The following is a 17714-nucleotide window of genomic DNA, read 5'->3' as shown; positions in this document are numbered from 1 at the left end:
GTAATCTCTAGTCCCGTGAGCGCACAGGGAGCAACAGCAGTAGGTATCGCCAACGTGACCGCGGACGGAACCGTCCTCGACACCTGGTTCCCGGCACCGGAGCTGGGAACATTCGACAAGACCGGTACCGAGAACGTCGAGGGAACAGACATTCCTTCCGATCTTGCACTGCTGGCAGGCACTGACGACGCTCGCGAGGTCTCGCAGGTCGTCGTCCGCACCACCATCGCCGATCTCTCCAAGGCGCCGGTCGACGCACACGACGTCTACCTGCGCCTCCACCTCCTCTCGCACCGTCTCGTCGCACCCCACGGCGTCAACCTCGACGGCCAGTTCGGCCTGCTCAGCAACGTCGTGTGGACCAACTTCGGCCCGTGCGCCGTCGAAGGCTTCGAGCAAGTTCGCTCACGTCTGCGCATCCGCGGCGTCGTGACCGTGTTCAGCGTCGACAAGTTCCCCCGCATGGTCGACTACGTCGTGCCGTCCGGAGTGCGTATCGGTGACGCGGACCGTGTCCGACTCGGTGCGCACCTCGCCAGCGGAACGACCGTCATGCACGAAGGCTTCGTCAACTTCAACGCCGGCACCCTCGGTAACTCGATGGTCGAAGGCCGCATCTCCGCGGGCGTCGTCGTCGACGACGGATCCGATGTTGGCGGCGGCGCCTCGATCATGGGCACCCTCTCCGGCGGCGGCAAGGAAACCATCTCCCTCGGCAAGCGCTGCCTCCTCGGCGCAAACGCCGGCCTCGGCATTTCACTCGGCGACGACTGCGTCCTCGAAGCGGGCCTCTATGTCACCGCGGGCACCAAGGTCACCGGCCCGGACGGAACCGTCGTCAAGGCCAAGGAACTCAGCGGCAAGTCGAACCTTCTCTTCCGTCGTAACTCGGTCTCGGGTGCCGTCGAGGTCGTGCCGTGGAAGGGCACCGGCGTCGAACTGAACGCTGCTTTGCACGCCAACGACTGATGACTGACACCGACGTCTCCGACGGAACAACCACTGCTCTCGGCCACGGTCTCAAGGTCCGCCATCTGACGATGATGGGCCTGGGCTCGGCCATCGGCGCCGGCCTGTTCCTCGGAACCGGCGTCGGTATCGCCAAGGCCGGCCCGGCCGTCCTGATCTCCTACATCCTTGCAGGCGCCGTCGTGGTGTTCGTGATGCGCATGCTCGGTGAGATGGGAGCTGCGATCCCGGCGAGCGGTTCCTTCTCTCACTACGCGCGCCTGGGGATCGGCGAGTGGGCCGGCTTCGTGATGGGCTGGCTCTACTGGTTCATGCTGATCATGGTGCTGGGCGCCGAGATCACCGGAGCCTCGGCGATCGTGAACGACTGGGTGCCGTCGATCCCGCAATGGGTTGTCGCCCTGGTCTTCGTGGTGTTCTTCGCCGTGGTGAACCTGGCGAAGGTCAGCAACTTCGGTGAGTTCGAGTTCTGGTTCGCCGCAATCAAAGTCACCGTCATCATCGCCTTCCTCGTCATCGGCGTCTTGCTGGTGTTCGGCATCCTCCCCGATACCGATCCGGTCGGTACGAGCAATCTGTTCGGGCAGGGCGGCTTCATGCCCAATGGGTTGTCCGGCATTGCCGCAGGACTGCTCGTCGTGGCGTTCGCCTTTGGTGGGATCGAGATCGTCACCATCGCCGCAGCCGAATCCGAGAATCCGGAACGCTCCATCGCCGTCGCTGTCCGCTCCGTGGTGTGGCGCATCAGTGTCTTCTACATCGGTGCCATCTCGATCATGGTTCTGGTGCTGCCCTGGAACGACCCCGAACTCGAGAGCGGCCCGTTTGTGGCCGTCTTGAACAAGGCGAACATTCCGGGTGTTGCCGGGTTCATGGAACTCGTCGTAGTGGTGGCGTTGCTTTCCGCGTTCAACGCCAACATCTACGGCACCTCTCGCATGGCGTTCTCACTTTCGCGCCGCGGCGACGGACCCGCTTTCATGGCGAAACTGTCGAGCACCGGAGTTCCGACCAATGCCGTTCTGCTGTCGGTGTTCTTCGGCTTCGTCAGCGTCCTGCTCAACTGGCTGCTCCCCGACGACCTGCTCGGCATCCTGCTCAACGCAGTCGGCGCCGCGCTGCTCGTCATCTGGATCTTCATCGTCGTCTCGCATCTGCGACTGCGCAAACAACTCGAAGCGTCGGGCAAGCTGACAGTTCGTATGTGGCTGTTCCCGTATCTGAGCTACGCGACTCTCGCGATGCTCGGCGTCTTCGTCGTCCTCATGCTCTTCGACGCCGATGCCCGTGCACAGTTGATCTCGACCACCGTGTTGTTCCTGGTGATCGCGGCATTGGGTTTCCTGAACGCCCGCTGGCGTAAGCAGAATCAGCCCGCCTGATCCGTGTGCCTATGCATCCCGCCTGTTCACGACGACGATGCTGAGGCCGAATACGACGAGCACGAAGAGGGCGAAGTAGACCAGGCTGCCCCAGGGTCCCCAGTGGAAGTCGACGCTACCGCCGGAACCGAGAAAGTTGTTGGCGTTCATGAACGGCAGGAACGGCATGATCTTCTCGCCGATACTTCCGAACAGGTTGAAAAGATTCTCGATCAGCAAGGGCCACAACAGCAGTAATGCGATCGCACCTGCAGACTGCCGGAGCAACGCGCCCACTCCTACGGCTAGAACTACGCAGAAGAACGCGTAGATCGGTGTTCCGTAGACGACCCGCCAGTTATCGTCGCCAGACAGAGTCAGGAATCTTCCGGCGTCACCTGATGTGGCCTTCGTGAGAGCGAAAGCGCCGAATGACAATACGAGAGTCAGTACCGCTCCGAAACCACCGATGAGGCCCGCTTTGGCGATGAGCACCGAAGCGCGGTTCGGAACTGCCTGGAAGGTGGTGCGGATGGTCCCGAAGCGATATTCGCTGGTGATCGCGAGAGCCGCCATGATCATCAGAACCAACACACCGAAGCCGGTCACTCCACTGAGCGCCCCCGACACTGTCGGCATCATTGCACCATTGGGGCTACTGAGCGACGACTTGGCGCTCAGTCCGAAAACCGTAGCGAGTCCCAACCCGAGCACGATGATGATGACCGAGCACCACAACGGTGATTTGGTTGTGGTGATCTTGATACGTTCAGCACTGAGAACAGCCATTACAGTGCACCTCCCATAGCCTGCTGTGTGTATGCGTTCTGAGTTTCGGGGGCTGCTTCGATACCGGATGCGTGGTACTGGACATCGTCTCCGGTCAACTTCATGAACGCATCCTCGAGCGAACCCTGCTGAGACGCCAACTCGTACAACACGATTCCCTGCGAACCAGCCAAACCACCGATCACATCAGTCGTCGAATCCACGACCACCAACGCCGGCGCAACACCGGAACCGTCCTCACGCACCGTCAACCCCTGCGAGAGCAACACACTGCGCAACGCATCGAGCTGAGGACTACGCACGCGCACCGTCGACTCCGACGAACGATCCACGAACTCCGCCACCGTCGAATCCGAGATCAACCGACCCCGACCGATCACCACCAACTGCTCCGCCGTCAACGCCATCTCCGAGAGAAGGTGACTCGACACCAGCACCGTGCGGCCCTCGGCGGCCAACCGCTGCATGAACTTACGAATCCAGACGATGCCCTCCGGATCGAGACCGTTGACCGGCTCGTCGAACAACAACACCTTCGGATCCCCCAACAACGCACCCGCCAACCCGAGACGCTGCGACATACCCAACGAGAACCCGCCGGCCTTCTTGCCCGCCACCTCGGACAATCCGACCAACCCGAGCACCTCGTCCACGCGGGACTTCGGGATCCCGTTCGAAGCAGCCATCCACTGCAGATGCGCCCGCGCACTGCGATTGGGATGCACCCACTTCGCATCCAACAACGCGCCCACCGTCCGCAGCGGTGTCTTGAGCTCGCGGTACGGCTTGCCGTCGATCAACGCCGCACCCGACGTCGGCTGATCCAAACCCAGAATCATCCGCATCGTCGTCGACTTACCCGCACCGTTGGGGCCCAGAAAGCCCGTCACGATGCCCGGCTTGACCGTGAACGACAAATCGTCCACCGCTTTCGTCGGTCCGTAAACCTTGGTCAATCCCCTCAACTCGATCATGAGGACCAGTCAACCATGAAAACCGAACTGTCGGAACTTTCGGACGCCAACAGAGAAAGCCGTTGCGTGCGTTCACCGTCGGCGCTAGTATCGAATGTATGTTCGACACTACCGGGGGGTAAAAGTGACGACGAGAGTATCTGAACAGGCGATATCCAAACAGACGATATCCGAAGAGACGATCGGACAATTCCGAGCGTCACTCGTCAGCATGGATCGTTCCATCGACAACGCAGCTCGCGTGGATCTACTACGCGCACTGGAAGAGCTGAAGGCCAGTTGCGCTGGGGCCCAGGCATTGCTGGCTGCCGATCTCGACACGGTAACCCGCAAGGACCGCGGCGAACGGGGAGTTCCGCGCTCGTACCAGGGCCGTGGAATCAACGCGCAGATTGCCCTCGCACGGCGAGAGTCGGCATGGTTCGGAACTCAGCATCTCAACCTGGCCCGCGCACTGAACGACGAGATGCCGCACACACTTCGACTACTCGTCCGTGGCTCCATCAGTGAGCATCAAGCGACAATTCTCATGCGTGAAACTGCGTGTCTCACAGTCCAGGATCGCGCTGCATTGGATCGCGAGTTCTGCTGCGACGCTGCGATCTTGGACGGATGTGGCACCCACCAACTGACAGAAAGAATCCGCGCACGCACTGCCGAAATAGACGCAGACAGTGTTGCGAGACGAGCACGCAAAGCCGTACGAGACAGACGTGTGACGTCTCGGCCTGCGCCCGACACGATGTGCTGGCTCAATGTCCTACTTCCCGCTGCCGCGGGTACCGTCGTATATGCCACGCTCGGCCGCGATGCAGATTCCGTACTTGCCGGCGGGGACGAGCGCACGCGAGCTCAGATCATGGCTGATCTCCTGGTGGAGCGGGTCACCGGAATCGGCCGCGCCACACCGACACCCGTCACGGTGAATCTGATTGTCTCCGACCAGTCGCTACTCGGCGACGGTTCCGACCCTGCCCACGTCCACGGGTACGGACCTGTTCCAGCAGCCATCGCACGTGAATGGATCACCTTGTCCGGCGAGGACTCCGAAACCATGACAACGGTTCGAAAGCTCTACGCACGCCCCGATACGGGCGCACTGACCGCAATGGAATCCACCGCGAGAACCTTCCCGAAGGGGTTGGCACGATTGATCGAACTCCGGGATCGAAGCTGCCGCACTCCGTGGTGCGACGCGCCGGTTCGCCACCGCGACCACATCCGCGATCACTCCAGGGGTGGCCTCACCAGCGCAGCCAACGGTGCCGGGTTGTGCGCGGCATGCAACTACGCGAAACAGGGCTCGGACTGGTCTGCCGAACCTGTACCAGGTACCCGGCACACCTTCACCACGACGACATCTACCGGGCACCGATATTCGTCTGAGGCTCCGCCACTTCCGACGCCCTGGGCCGGTCCCGACGCGGCCTGAGGTCCTCGGCGTGGCTCACGATCCTCGGTGAGCAAGTGCGTTCACAAACACCTCGGAAATCTCCGAGGGGTCTCGAGCGATGTACGTCGAACCGCCCGTCACGCGGGAGATATCGGCGAGTGCCGCCGCATCGGCGTCATCGGTGATGCCGATGGTGACGATGATGACCGGACGCGCCGGATCCTGCTCGCGTGCAAGAACATCGAGCAGCTGTTCACGGCTGATGCTGTCGGGATCTTCGTTGGCACCGTCGGTCAAGATGATGACGCTGTTGACCGCTCGCGGATCGTACGATTCCTGCACCTTACGGAAGGCGGCCAGAGTCGTGTCATACAAACCGGTGGCGCCACGCTTGAGCTCGGTGAGACGGTTCGCCTGATCAGCCATCAACTTTCGCTGAGTCATGCCGTCGACGATGGTGTCGTAGCGCCTGATCGGCACCAATTCCTGAAAGTCCTGGGTTCCGTTCATACCTTGGGAGAACGCCCAGAGACCGGCAGCGACACTGTCCGGGAAGACCTGATTGCCGGCGAGAGCAGCAGCAGTGGTCAACTGCATGCGCGTCTTGCCGCCTGTCGCCGGGTAGTCCATCGACGCAGACACGTCGATCGCAACGAGTGTCCGGATCGGCTTGGCCATCAGAGCCCAAGCGCCCAGCGTTTGATCGGCCACCGACTGTTCGGAGACCGTCAAGGCCGTCACGTCACCAACTCCGCCTTCGACAGCCCCACCGGCGGAGGTACGGAAACCGCTGCGTGTCAGCACTTCCTGAGCAGATTCACTGTGCAACAGCTCAGCGATGGCGTCACTCTTCTTCGCTGCCGCGTAGTGCCGATCCGGTGCCGACGCACTGACCACCAGGGGGTAATCCATGATCATGGTTCCCGTCGCCGGTACTGTCGCGGAAATCTTCGACTCGGCTTTCGTGAACTCGACTACCTGCTGCTCGGTCGAAACACCGACCTTCCCGGAGCTGACCAATTCGGTGAGCATCTTCTGCCCTACCGGCTGATCTTCGGTACGAACGCTCTCTGCTTGGGCATGGGGTACGAGTGCCGCTCGAACCGATTCGGAGGTGGCCCCGGTCTCCGCGAGGGCTCCGAGAATGGGCGCCGACGCAACCCCGGTGAACAACGGATTGCCCAGCGCGAGATCGGGAACCTGAAGCGCCGTGAGCCAACTGGCAAACTGCTCGCCACCGCCGGACGCGAGGACGACAGGCGAGGTGGCGATCGAACCGCCGGCGGCAGCGACCGGCCCCTTGGCCGTCAGTGCAGCTTTGCCAACCCACGCTGTCGAATCCGGTATCCACATGTCCGGTGCGTCCACGCCTTTGCCCAGGGTTCCCGCTACGTCGCCTGGCAACGCGGAGGTGACCGTGATCCGCGAACAGCCTGTCTGCTCCGGCGACGATTCTGCGAGGATCTCCGTGACTGCAGGCGCGATCGCAGGATCTGCTGCCAGCGAGTACTCGTCGACGCTCTCGCAGGAATCGGACTGTGTTGCCTTGAAGACCACCACCCCGGTAGCGACTACCGCGACGGCAACCAACCCACCCACTGCGTAGAACCCGATCGATCGCCCGCTGTCAGGACTCGAATGCCGTCCGCCCGCCATGAAATCTGCCCTTCCGAGGCCACTCGCACTAGGACATACCGACGGCATGCGTGCGACTGGAGCTATCCCTACCGGGCGGTAGTGTAGCCAAGAACACAGAAATTCCAACTAGCGCTGAATCGTCGGAGAACCGACGAGCCCATATTCCGGGACAGCCCGACCGAAGTCACGAACCTTCAAGCGTCGCAGCGACTTTTCAGCAAACCGCTCTTCTCAGAAGAGCTCGCGCTTCTGGACCTTGCCCATCGCGTTACGCGGCAGAGTCTCGGCGAAGCGAACCTCACGGGGACGCTTGTGCGCCGACAACTCAGCCCCGACCAACTCGACCAATTCAGCTTCGGTGACCTCGGGGCTCCCGGGCTTACGGACTACGACGGCGATGATCCGCTGACCCAGATCGGCGTCGGGGACACCGATCACCGCAACTTCGGACACCGAAGGGTGCCCGAGGATGGCGGTCTCGATCTCGCCGGCGCCGACTCTGAATCCACCGGTTTTGATCAAGTCGATGGATTCGCGGCCGACGATTCGGTGGAACCCACCCTCGTCGATGACGGCGACATCACCGGTCTTGAAGTAGCCGTCCTCCGTCCAGGACTCGGCGGTTGCGTCTGGACGGTTCAAGTAGCCGTCGAAAAGCATCGGCCCACGTACCTGTAGACCGCCGATACTCTCGCCGTCGTGTGGCACGTCGTTGCCCTTCTCGTCACGAAGACGAGTCTCGACTCCGCGCAGTGGCACGCCGACCCACCCTGGGCGTCGCTCGCCGTCGAAACGTGTGCTCAGAGTCAGCATCGTCTCACTCATGCCGTAACGCTCGATGGGCGTCAATCCTGTTCGCTCCCGCAGCTTTTCGAAGACAGGCACAGGAAGCGGTGCACTACCGGAAACCAGAAGTCGGGCACCGGACAACGCGCGGGCAGCTTCTTCGTCCTCGGCGATACGCGACCAGACAGTGGGAACACCGAAGTAGAGGGAGCCTTTCGCCCGGGCGTAATTTTCCGGCGTCGGCTTGACGGTGTGGATCACCCGGCTGCCGATCCGGAGGGGGCCGAGGATTCCGAGGATCAGTCCGTGCACGTGGAAGAGCGGAAGCCCGTGGACGAGCGTGTCTCGCCACGTCCAGTCCCAGGCCTCGGCGAGCGCGTCGATCCCGGCTGCGATGGCCGAGCGACTGAGCAGAACGCCCTTCGGTGGGCCAGTGGTTCCGGACGTGTACAGGACGAATGCTGTGGACTGCGGTGCCGGTTCGGGATAGCTGTGCCACGAGCGAGCGTGCAACCGGACGGGAACTACCGGCAGAGTGTCGCAGTGGTCGTCCGTTTCACCGAGCCACGCTTGAGCACCCGAGTCACGCAGAATGTGCTCCCGCTCAGCCTTCCCCGAGTCCGGCGGGACCGGCACAACGGTGACACCGGCAATCAATGCCCCGACGACGGCGAGAATCGTTTTTGCTGTGGGAGTTGCCAATACGGCAACCCGATCGGCCTGCGCCACTCGTTCCGCGACCGAGGTCGCGGCACCAAGAATGGCACTCCGCGAGAGAACCGTGTCACCGATCGTCACGGCGTCGTCGAGGTCGTCACCGCGGGCGACAGCAAGGGGGTTCAGTGATCTCAGCAGCACCACGACAGCATCTCACAGGGCCGATGGTCGCAAACTTTCTCCTGCCCGACGCGCGTCTATCGAGTGCGGAGGGAACAGCGTCACCAGCGCCGCCCCCAAGAGCGCCCCGGAAAGAACGGCGAATCCGTGCGCATCGTCGACCGTCACCAGGGTTGCGCCGCCGACGACAATCACGGCCGTCAGAACAATCTCAGGCATTCGCGGGCGCACCAGAACACCGATCCCCGCGGCCGCCGCTGCCAGAGCAAGTGTGGCACCGGAGTTACCTGCGCCGGTCGACGGAAAGACTGCGGTGGTGAGCAAACCGAATAACAGTTGACCGAACAGGAAGAGAGCCCAGCCACGTGCGGCGCCCCAGAGCCGGAACGCAGGCGGTGCAACCACGGCCAGCGTCACGAGATTGGTGACGGTTCCTGCGACCCCTCCGTCCTGGACGAGCACGGAGGTCAGAATGCGCCACCATTGACCGTCGCGAATCAATGCGGGATCACGACGAAACATCTCGAGTAGTCCTGGTATCAGCGCCTGCAGGATGGACGGCACTGCAACCATCAGCCAGAGGAGAGCTGCCGAGAGTGGGAACTCTCCGAAAACTCGACGACTTTTCAACCACACGAGCATCAGTGCAACCGAGGCAACAACGACAGCAAAAATCAGTACCGCGTCCAAGCCGCCGGTCCCTGAGGTGGTCACAGCGCGACCTTACATCGGACCGATACCGACATCAGGGAACCTGACACCTGGGAAAGGACACAGTTCAGGCGGAGAGGCGCTTTGCTGCCGCGGCGATTCGTTCGTCTGTTGCAGTGAGCGCGATCCGCACGTGCTTGCTCCCGCTCGGACCGTAGAACTCACCGGGGGCAACGAGAATCCCACGATCGGCGAACCAACTGACCGTCGCTCGACATTCCTCGCCGCGCGTCGCCCAGAGGTACAGACCCGCCTCGGAATTGTCGACGGTGAATCCGGCGCCTCGAACAGCTTCGATCAACACGCTGCGACGCTCGCGGTACCGCTCGCGCTGGATGTTCTCGTGTTGGTCGTCGCCCAAAGCTGCGGTCATCGCCGCCTGGATCGGCAGCGGCAGGATCATGCCCGCGTGCTTACGCACCTCGAGCAGCTCCGACACCAAAGCCGGATCACCGGTGACGAACCCCGCGCGATAGCTCGCGAGATTGGACGTCTTCGAAAGTGAGTGGACCGCAAGCAAACCGGTCAGATCGCCGTCGTTGACCCGGGGATCGAGAATGGAGAGCGCATCCGATTCCCACGTCAATCCGAGGTAGCACTCGTCGGAGACGACGATCGCGCCCCGCTCGCGCGCCCAGGCCACGACCTTCTGCAAGTGCTCGAGGCCGAGCACTTTGCCGGTGGGGTTCGACGGCGAGTTCACGAAGATCATCGCCGCCGACTCGGGACCGAGCTTGTTCAAGCCGTCGGCGCGCAGGACGCGAGCGCCTGCCAGCTTCGCCGCGACCTCGTACGTCGGATATGCCAACTCCGGAATGACCACCAGATCGTCGGCTCCGAGACCGAGCAATGTCGGCAGCCACGCGATCATTTCCTTCGTGCCGATCGCCGGCAGGACCGCTGCCGGATCGACGTCGGGAATGTTGTAACGGCGATCGAGTGACTCCGCTACGGCCTCGCGAAGTGCGAGCGTGCCGTGCGTCGTCGGATATCCGGGTATCTCGGCAACAGAAGACAAAGCCTCCTGTATCACCGGATCAACGGGATCAACCGGCGTTCCCACGGACAGGTTCACGATGCCGTCGGGATGAGAGTGCGCCTTCGCCGTGACGTCGGCGAGCGAATCCCACGGAAAATCAGGAAGCCCAGCGGCCACCGGAGTACGAGACAAGATCTCTATTCCTCACCCATGGGAGGCAGCGCCTTGATGAACGGCGTGTCGTAGTCGACCTTGCCGAGCTTGGCCGCTCCACCCGGCGAACCGAGATCGTCGAAGAAATCGACGTTCGTGCTGATGTACGCGTTCCACTGGTCCGGGACGTCGTCTTCGTAGAAGATGGCTTCGACGGGACAGACAGGCTCACACGCGCCGCAGTCGACACACTCGTCGGGGTGGATGTAAAGCATGCGTCCACCCTCGTAGATGCAGTCGACAGGGCATTCTTCGATGCACGCCTTGTCCATCACATCTACACACGGTTCAGCAATCGTGTAGGTCACTGCCGATCTCCCTGCCTTCCTGTCGTGCATCGCCGCCGCAACACGCAGTTGCAAGGGGCCGAAAATCCGATACGACTCTCACGTACCGCGGGAACAGCCTATTATCCCCCTGCCAACCGACTCTGAGCAGGCGGGGGTAACACATTTCAGCCTACTGCGGTGATGTTCCTCGACCGAATCGCGATCCACTTCTCCCCCGCGGCAGCCGCGCGGACCAAAGCGCCGCGCTCACCGAGATAATCCGCCACGACGCCGACCACCGGAATCTTGCCGAAAATCTCGTACGGTTTTGTCCGCGACGGCCGCTTGTGCAGCTCGTCCGTGATGGCACGAAAAGTCTTCGACGTGCGCCACAAGGTGCCGATGAGCGCGAACGGGCGCCAGGTCTCGTCGGCACCGCTGACCGACTTTTCGGCGAAATCCTCACCGGCGAGCAGATCTCGGGACTTGGTCTCACGCCGGCACAGCACCGACGCCAGGAGGTCCACCTGCTGATCCCGCTCCGTCGCTCCGTGTTCACGGGCAACCGCAACGAGCACAACGGCCTGATTCGCGAATGCCAAGAGGTCCTGGATCGGCAGCCGATTGAGGAGGACGCCGAAGATGCCGGGGAACGCGACGGCAACGGTGTTGAGTGCACCCAACCGAGTCGTCCACCACTTCGAGCGCTGCTCGTCGGTCATCACCGACCACGCCGCCGTCCCGGGGAACTTGACGACGTCGAGGACCCAGGCCGCCGCGTCCAACACCATCGCTGCGGCATTTCGCTCGGGATCGGTCGGCTCGAAGGTCCGACGCTTGATACCGAGCGGATCACTGTAGGCGAGATCGAGAACCGGGTTGATCCCCCACACCGCTCGATCGAGAACCTCGACGACCTTGCGGTCCCCCAGAACATCGGCCATCAGGCAATCGCTCCTTCGCGTCGTGCATGTGTGGTGGTTCGTTCGCGTGCCGGACGTCCGATTCCCTCGGCGATGGCGCGCAGTTCTGCGACGGTCTTCTCGGACCCGTGTTCGGAGCCAGCCATCCGCGAGATCGTCTCCTCCATCAGCGTCCCACCGAGGTCGTTGGCTCCGCCGTTGAGCATCATCTGCGTTCCGGTGATCCCGAGCTTGACCCAGCTGGTCTGGATGTTGGGGATACGACCGTGCAGCATGATGCGTGCCAGTGCATGCGCAGCGCGGTTGTCCCGGTTGGTCGGCCCTGGCCGTGAAGCGCCCGCCAGGTACAGCGGCGCGCTCTGGTGAACGAACGGCAGCAGCACGAACTCCGTGAATCCACCTGTACGGTCCTGAATTCCGCGAAGAACATTCAGGTGCCCGACCCAGTGGTGCGGCTGATCGACATGCCCGTACATCATCGTCGAACTCGACCGCAGCCCCACCTCGTGGGCCGTGGTGACCACTTCGATCCACTCCGCCGTCGGCAGTTTGCCCTTGGTGAGGATCCAACGCACCTCGTCGTCGAGGATCTCCGCTGCCGTACCGGGAATGGTGTCCAGGCCCGCCTCACGCAAAGCGGTCAGCCAATCCCTGATGCTTTCACCGCTGCGCGATGCACCGTTGACGATCTCCATCGGCGAGAACGCGTGGACGTGCATCGACGGCACGCGCTTCTTGACGGCCCGGACCAGGTCGGCGTAACCGGTGACGGGAAGTTCCGGATCGATACCGCCCTGCATGCACACCTCGGTCGCGCCGGCGACGTGCGCTTCCCACGCACGGTCGGCGACCTGCTCTGCCGACAGCGTGAAGGCGTCGGCGTCGCCCTTGCGCTGCGCGAATGCACAGAACCGGCAGCCCGTGTAGCAAATGTTGGTGAAGTTGATGTTCCGGTTCACCACGTAGGTGACGTCCTCGCCGACGGCATCCTTGCGTAGCGCATCCGCCAGTGCCACAACAGCTTCCAGGCCCGGGCCCTCCGCCGTGGCAAGGGCCAGGTACTCGTCGTCGGAGCATCCGGCCGGGTCGCGTTCGGCACTGCGCAGCGCAGCCAGCAGATCGGTGTCGACGCGAATCGGAGCACTCAGCTCGAGGACCTGTTCGCGCACGGTCTCCCAGTCGCCGAACGCACTGCCCAGGTCACTGCGGGTCTCGGTGTTGCGCCCGTCCGTGTCGATCTCGGTATTGAGATCGACGCGTCCGCTCGATTCCCACGACTCGTCCGGTTCCTGCCACGGCCGACCCACCGGCTTGGTGTCGGGCAGGGCGAGGCCGGTTTTGGGGTCCGCCAGTGCCTGCACGTGGCCCGCAATGCGCGGATCGATCCACGGAGCCCCGGCCAGGACATATGCCGGCTGAGCCGCAGTGCGTTCGGTCAGGGTGAAGCCGCCTTCGGCGCTGATCTCCGCCAAGGTCTCGAGATTCGGCCACGGACGCTCCGGGTTGACGTGATCGGGGGTCAACGGTGACACCCCGCCCCAGTCGTCCACACCGGCGCCGAGCAGCGCGAGGCACTCGCTGTTCGAGACGAGATTCGGCGGACTCTGAATCCGCATCGTCGGCCCGAGCAGCAGGCGTGCGACGGCGATGGCCGCGAGAAACTCGTCGAGTCCTGCATCAGGGGTATCGCGCATCGCGGTATCAGGTTTGGCCAGGAAGTTCTGGATGATCACTTCCTGGATGTGCCCGAACGCCTTCTGCGACTTGCGTATCGCCATGATCGATTCGGCACGCTCGAGGAAGTTCTCCCCGATGCCCACAAGAATTCCCGTGGTGAACGGGATGTTCAGTCGGCCTGCGTCGGTCAGGGTGCGTAGCCGAACCGCCGGGTCCTTGTCCGGGCTGCCGTAGTGGCATTCGCCCTTGTCGGTGAACAGGCGGGTTGCGGTCGTCTCGAGCATCATGCCCATCGACGGCGCAACGGGCTTGAGCCGCGAGAGTTCCTGCCAGCTCATCACACCGGGATTCAGATGCGGGAGCAGTCCGGTCTCCTCGAGTACCCGGATCGACATCGCCCGCACGTAGTCGAGGGTGGAGTCGTAGCCGCGTTCGTCCAGCCACTGCTTTGCTTCCGGCCAGCGTGCCTCGGGGCGATCACCCAGCGTGAACAACGCTTCCTTGCAGCCCAATTCGGCGCCTGCCCTGGCAATGTCCAAAACCTCGTCCGGCTCCAGGAACATGCCGTGCCCAGCGGCACGCAGTTTCCCGGGCACCGTGACGAACGTGCAGTAGTGGCACTTGTCCTGGCACAGACGGGTCAGCGGAATGAAAACCTTCCGCGAATACGTCACGGTGTTCGGCCGACCCGCTGCCAGCAGCCCGGCATCGCGAACCTTGGCTGCCGAGGAACACAGATCGGTCAGATCGGTTCCCCGCGCCTGCAGCAGCGTTGCCGCCTCGTCGACGTTCAGGGTTGCTCCATCGCGTGCGCGACGGAGAACTCGCCGCATCGCCGACGCTGACGGGCCGGGCGACGGACTGGACGAGGCGGACGCGGAAATACCTGGCATCGGAAGCATGGTGGGTTTGCCGGAGTCATCACCAGTTCGGTTCACCTAGCGATCATGCGCCATGTGGGACGACTAGTGCCACCCGGTGCCAGAAGTAGGAGGCCTTACCGCCCCGACACGGCCTCGATCACGACGGCCGGTAGTCGTCGTCGACCGCGACCTCGACTCGTTGATCCACCACGTCAGCCACTGGCGCGTCGAGTGGAATGTCGGTCAGATCGGGTTCTTCGGGGGCGTTCGGATCTACGGGTGTCGATTGTTCGAGCGCATCTGATTCCGGAGCCTCCGGGTCGAATGTCGCATCTTGTTCGGTCATCACGTGCTCCCTTCGCAGTCGCCACACTCCACGATAGGGCCGATGTCGACAGATCGCCCCTCACTCGACCAAAGTAGTGCCCATGACTGCCCCGCAACCGCTGACCATGGCCGACCCGTTATGGCGACCCAGCGCCAAAGCCCCGAGGCTGTGGGCAATCACTGCCTCGCTGTTCTGGGTACCCGTCATCGTCGCCGAAATCGTCTGTGCCGTCTTGATACCCGGAATCCCGTCCTGGGTGGTGGGCCTGGTCTTCGCAGTCACCGTCCTATTCGCGGCCACCTACATTCTGATGGTTCCGGCGTGGCGGTATCGCGTCCACAGATGGGAAATCAGTGACACTGCGGTGTACACACGCACGGGGTGGTTCACCCAGGAACGACGGATCGCACCGATATCGCGCGTGCAGACCGTGGACACCGAACGCGGACCGATCGACCGCATGTTGGGTCTGGCAACCGTGACCGTCACTACGGCGTCGTCGGCCGGGGCTGTGAAGATCTCCGCGCTCGACCAGGAAATCGCCGACCGCACAGTGGCCCAACTGACGGAGATCGCGGGCACCAACGTGGGAGACGCAACGTGAACGAGAAGCAGTTGGGCGACCCGACCGCGATCGAAATCCCGGTCGAGGCGGAAACGGCAGCTGCCGAGGCAGCCGAGGAGGAACAGCCATGGCTCCGCCTCGACCGCCGCATGCTTCTGGTCCACCCCGTCAACGAAGTCGTCAAACTGCTCCCGGTCCTGCTCGTCTCCGTAGTTCTCGGCAGCCAATCCGGAAACCACTGGTGGGGACTCGGCGTCGTCACTCTGCTCGTCGTCTTCGGTCTGTTGCGGTACTTCACCACCACGTACCGAATCGGGCCCGTTCACGTACAACTGCGCACCGGGGTATTCCAGAAAAAGCTGCTCTCCGTCCCGCGTAGCCGCATCCGATCCGTCGACGTCGAGGCCGGGGTCATGCACCGACTGCTCGGGCTGTCGATCGTGCGCATCGGGACCGGCCAGCGCGCCGGGATCGGCCACGATTCGAACAAGTTCGAACTCAATGCCCTCTCGACTGCCCTGGTTCCGGACCTACGTGCCGCACTGTTGGCCGGCGCGCAACAGGCACGGCGACTGGAAACCCCGGGCACACCGGTCGAGAACATCGCCGAACCGGTCGACACCGAGATCGGTCACTGGGAGCCCAGTTGGGTTCGCTACGCTCCCTTTTCGTTCACCGGAATCGCCATCATCGCAGCGATCATCGGCATCTCGTTCCAATACGGCATCGGCACTGCCGTCGCGAAATCGTCGGCAGTAAGCGACAGCTTCGACTCACTCGAGAGCCTGGGCATCGCGCTGATGGTCGTCATCGCACTCGTCGTGCTGCTGGTGCTGTCGAGTGCACTCGCCTGCGTCCAGTACCTGATCGCGTTCGGCAACATGAAACTCACCGACAACGGCCGCATCCTGCATGTCAGTCACGGCCTGTTGAAAACTCGGCAAACCACACTCGACCGCGCCCGCCTCCGCGGCACGACGCTCAAGGAACCGCTTCTACTGCGATTGGCCCGCGGCGCGCGGCTCGACGCCATCATGACCGGGGTCAGCGCCGAGAAGAAGGAATCTTCGCTGCTGCTCCCGCAGGGACCACGCAGGGAAGCCGAGCGAGTGATGGCCACCGTCATCGGTGATTCACGTCAGGCGTCCGCCCCGCTGATCCCGCACGGCCCGGCCGCGCGGCGTCGCCGGTACACCAGGGCACTGTTTCTCGCGACAGTGGCGTTTCTGGTCTGCGTGGCGTGCACGGCTTCTGGTCTGGATGTACCGATCTACGCGTGGTTCGGGGTCGCCGTACTCGCCATCGCTGGCGCTGCCCTCGCCTACGACCGATACAACGGCCTCGGCCACGCAGTCCTGCCGGGATGGTTGATCACCCGAAGCGGCTCGCTCGATCGCCAGCGCCACAGCCTCGAATCCGAAGGTGTCATCGGATGGACGGTGCGCGAGACGTTCTTCCAGCGACGCGCAGGCGTGGCAACCGTCATCGCCGCGACGCCAGCAGGCACCGGAAGCTACGAGGTGATCGATCTCCCCGCCGAGAACGCGTGGGCATTGATCGAAGCCGTCACTCCGGGCGGTGGCGACGTTTGGGCAGGTCGTCGATGATGAGCCTCGCCAGCGAACCGAGACGCGATCGCTCCGGCTGGATGGTCGGAACGCCGAGCAACTCCAGCGGGGCGGCCGTCACCGGTCCGACGCAGTAGGTCGGTACCGGTCCGCGCATAGCTGCGACGAACCGCTCCAGCTCGCCCATCTCTTTGGCCGTGCTGAGCATCGAGGAGACCGCGGGGGCACTGGTGAAGGTCAGTGCGTCGATTGCACCGGAACGAACTGCAGCGACCAACGCGCGGACCGGTGACTGATCCGGCGGCCGGATCCACCGATAGACCGACACCGGGGTGACAACCGCGCCGATGTCGGCGAGGGATGCGCTCAGGTCCGTCAACGGCTCCCATTCGGTGATGGTGCCGTGCAACTGGACCGCGACGCGTAAGCCTGCCACTCCCTCGCTTCCGAGGTGCGCCAGAACTTCCTCGGACGACTCACCCGAAGGCGACCATTCCTCACGCAGTCCGGCGCCCCGGATGGCGCCCGTCGCCTTGGGGCCGCGGGCGATGATGCGCGTGCGGGCCAGAGCTCCGAGGAACTCGTCGGTCAAACCCCACGACGCGACGGCGTCGAGCCAACCCCGAAAGCCGATTCCGGTGCTGATCACGACCAATTCCGGCGGATCGGCAATCAACGCGGACGTCTGAGTACGCAGGTCCCGATCGTCCACCAACGGCAGCACATGGATCACCGGTGTCCGCACGATCTCCGCGCCTCGACGTTCGAGGAGCGTCGCAAATTCTTCGACACGCCGTTCTGCGGTCAAGGCGATAGTCGCGCCCGCCAGATCATCTTCAGCCACAGGCTGAGTGTCCCTTATGGATGGGTT

The 17714-nt window shown here is 63.2% G+C and carries 16 protein-coding genes; 5 read left to right on the top strand and 11 right to left on the bottom strand.

Annotated features, from left to right (window positions below):
* The first annotated feature begins 15 nt into the window (after positions 1-15).
* Both dapD and FEZ59_RS20190 read left to right on the top strand, forming a co-directional pair.
* Positions 16-969 (top strand): 2,3,4,5-tetrahydropyridine-2,6-dicarboxylate N-succinyltransferase, encoded by a 954-nt coding sequence (gene dapD / locus FEZ59_RS20195; RefSeq protein ID WP_019749368.1) that lies wholly within the window; start codon positions 16-18, stop codon positions 967-969.
* Positions 969-2351, top strand: a complete 1383-nt coding sequence (locus FEZ59_RS20190) for an amino acid permease (protein WP_020908472.1) — start codon at positions 969-971, stop codon at positions 2349-2351. Before dapD ends, FEZ59_RS20190 begins: the two co-directional genes overlap by 1 nt.
* Positions 2352-2360: 9 nt before the next feature.
* On the opposite strand, the gene FEZ59_RS20185 is transcribed toward FEZ59_RS20190, so the two are convergent.
* Both FEZ59_RS20185 and FEZ59_RS20180 read right to left on the bottom strand, forming a co-directional pair.
* On the bottom strand, positions 2361-3119 hold the full coding sequence (locus FEZ59_RS20185) for an ABC transporter permease (protein ID WP_172933088.1): 759 nt from the start codon (positions 3117-3119) through the stop codon (positions 2361-2363).
* A complete protein-coding gene (locus FEZ59_RS20180) occupies positions 3119-4093 on the bottom strand; it encodes an ATP-binding cassette domain-containing protein (protein WP_172933087.1) in 975 nt (324 codons plus the stop codon). The genes FEZ59_RS20185 and FEZ59_RS20180 overlap by 1 nt, the downstream gene beginning before the upstream one ends.
* Before the next feature lie 211 nt (positions 4094-4304).
* On the opposite strand from FEZ59_RS20180, the gene FEZ59_RS20175 reads away from it, so the two are divergent.
* Positions 4305-5525, top strand: coding sequence for an HNH endonuclease signature motif containing protein (locus FEZ59_RS20175; protein WP_242459858.1), 1221 nt, complete (start codon positions 4305-4307; stop codon positions 5523-5525).
* Between the two features lie 15 nt (positions 5526-5540).
* Here the strand turns inward: FEZ59_RS20175 and FEZ59_RS20170 are convergent, their stop codons facing one another.
* The 8 genes from FEZ59_RS20170 to FEZ59_RS20135 all read right to left on the bottom strand — a co-directional run bounded on the left by FEZ59_RS20170 (position 5541) and on the right by FEZ59_RS20135 (position 14728).
* Complete coding sequence (locus FEZ59_RS20170; RefSeq protein WP_172933085.1) at positions 5541-7142, bottom strand: substrate-binding and VWA domain-containing protein; 1602 nt, start codon at positions 7140-7142, stop codon at positions 5541-5543.
* A gap of 213 nt (positions 7143-7355) precedes the next feature.
* A complete protein-coding gene (locus FEZ59_RS20165) occupies positions 7356-8768 on the bottom strand; it encodes an acyl-CoA synthetase (protein ID WP_029536792.1) in 1413 nt (470 codons plus the stop codon).
* A gap of 12 nt (positions 8769-8780) precedes the next feature.
* The gene (locus FEZ59_RS20160) at positions 8781-9461 is read right to left on the bottom strand and encodes a rhomboid family intramembrane serine protease (protein WP_020908478.1); all 681 of its coding nucleotides are present in this window, start codon (positions 9459-9461) and stop codon (positions 8781-8783) included.
* A 64-nt stretch (positions 9462-9525) separates the two neighbouring features.
* On the bottom strand, positions 9526-10629 hold the full coding sequence (gene dapC, locus FEZ59_RS20155; RefSeq protein WP_070795992.1) for a succinyldiaminopimelate transaminase: 1104 nt from the start codon (positions 10627-10629) through the stop codon (positions 9526-9528).
* A 5-nt stretch (positions 10630-10634) separates the two neighbouring features.
* On the bottom strand, positions 10635-10958 hold the full coding sequence (fdxA, locus tag FEZ59_RS20150) for a ferredoxin (protein WP_003945248.1): 324 nt from the start codon (positions 10956-10958) through the stop codon (positions 10635-10637).
* Between the two features lie 146 nt (positions 10959-11104).
* Positions 11105-11863 (bottom strand): hypothetical protein, encoded by a 759-nt coding sequence (locus tag FEZ59_RS20145; protein WP_172933084.1) that lies wholly within the window; start codon positions 11861-11863, stop codon positions 11105-11107.
* Positions 11863-14421 carry a bifunctional FO biosynthesis protein CofGH gene (locus FEZ59_RS20140; RefSeq protein WP_020970220.1) on the bottom strand — a complete coding sequence of 853 codons (2559 nt, stop codon included), beginning with the start codon at positions 14419-14421 and terminating at the stop codon, positions 11863-11865. Before FEZ59_RS20140 ends, FEZ59_RS20145 begins: the two co-directional genes overlap by 1 nt.
* A 118-nt stretch (positions 14422-14539) precedes the next feature.
* The gene (locus FEZ59_RS20135; protein ID WP_003945217.1) at positions 14540-14728 is read right to left on the bottom strand and encodes a hypothetical protein; all 189 of its coding nucleotides are present in this window, start codon (positions 14726-14728) and stop codon (positions 14540-14542) included.
* An 82-nt stretch (positions 14729-14810) separates the two neighbouring features.
* On the opposite strand from FEZ59_RS20135, the gene FEZ59_RS20130 reads away from it, so the two are divergent.
* Both FEZ59_RS20130 and FEZ59_RS20125 read left to right on the top strand, forming a co-directional pair.
* Positions 14811-15314 (top strand): PH domain-containing protein, encoded by a 504-nt coding sequence (locus tag FEZ59_RS20130; protein WP_020970221.1) that lies wholly within the window; start codon positions 14811-14813, stop codon positions 15312-15314.
* Positions 15311-16882 (top strand): PH domain-containing protein, encoded by a 1572-nt coding sequence (locus FEZ59_RS20125; protein ID WP_019744519.1) that lies wholly within the window; start codon positions 15311-15313, stop codon positions 16880-16882. Before FEZ59_RS20130 ends, FEZ59_RS20125 begins: the two co-directional genes overlap by 4 nt.
* On the opposite strand, the gene FEZ59_RS20120 is transcribed toward FEZ59_RS20125, so the two are convergent.
* On the bottom strand, positions 16842-17687 hold the full coding sequence (locus FEZ59_RS20120) for a uroporphyrinogen-III synthase (RefSeq protein ID WP_019744520.1): 846 nt from the start codon (positions 17685-17687) through the stop codon (positions 16842-16844). The genes FEZ59_RS20125 and FEZ59_RS20120 overlap by 41 nt on opposite strands.
* Positions 17688-17714: the final 27 nt, after the last annotated feature.

Source organism: Rhodococcus sp. MS13, from assembly GCF_013277835.1.
Lineage (GTDB): Bacteria > Actinomycetota > Actinomycetes > Mycobacteriales > Mycobacteriaceae > Rhodococcus_F > Rhodococcus_F erythropolis.
Note: the sequence above shows the minus strand (reverse complement) of the source record. Positions and strands in the feature narration are given on the sequence as shown.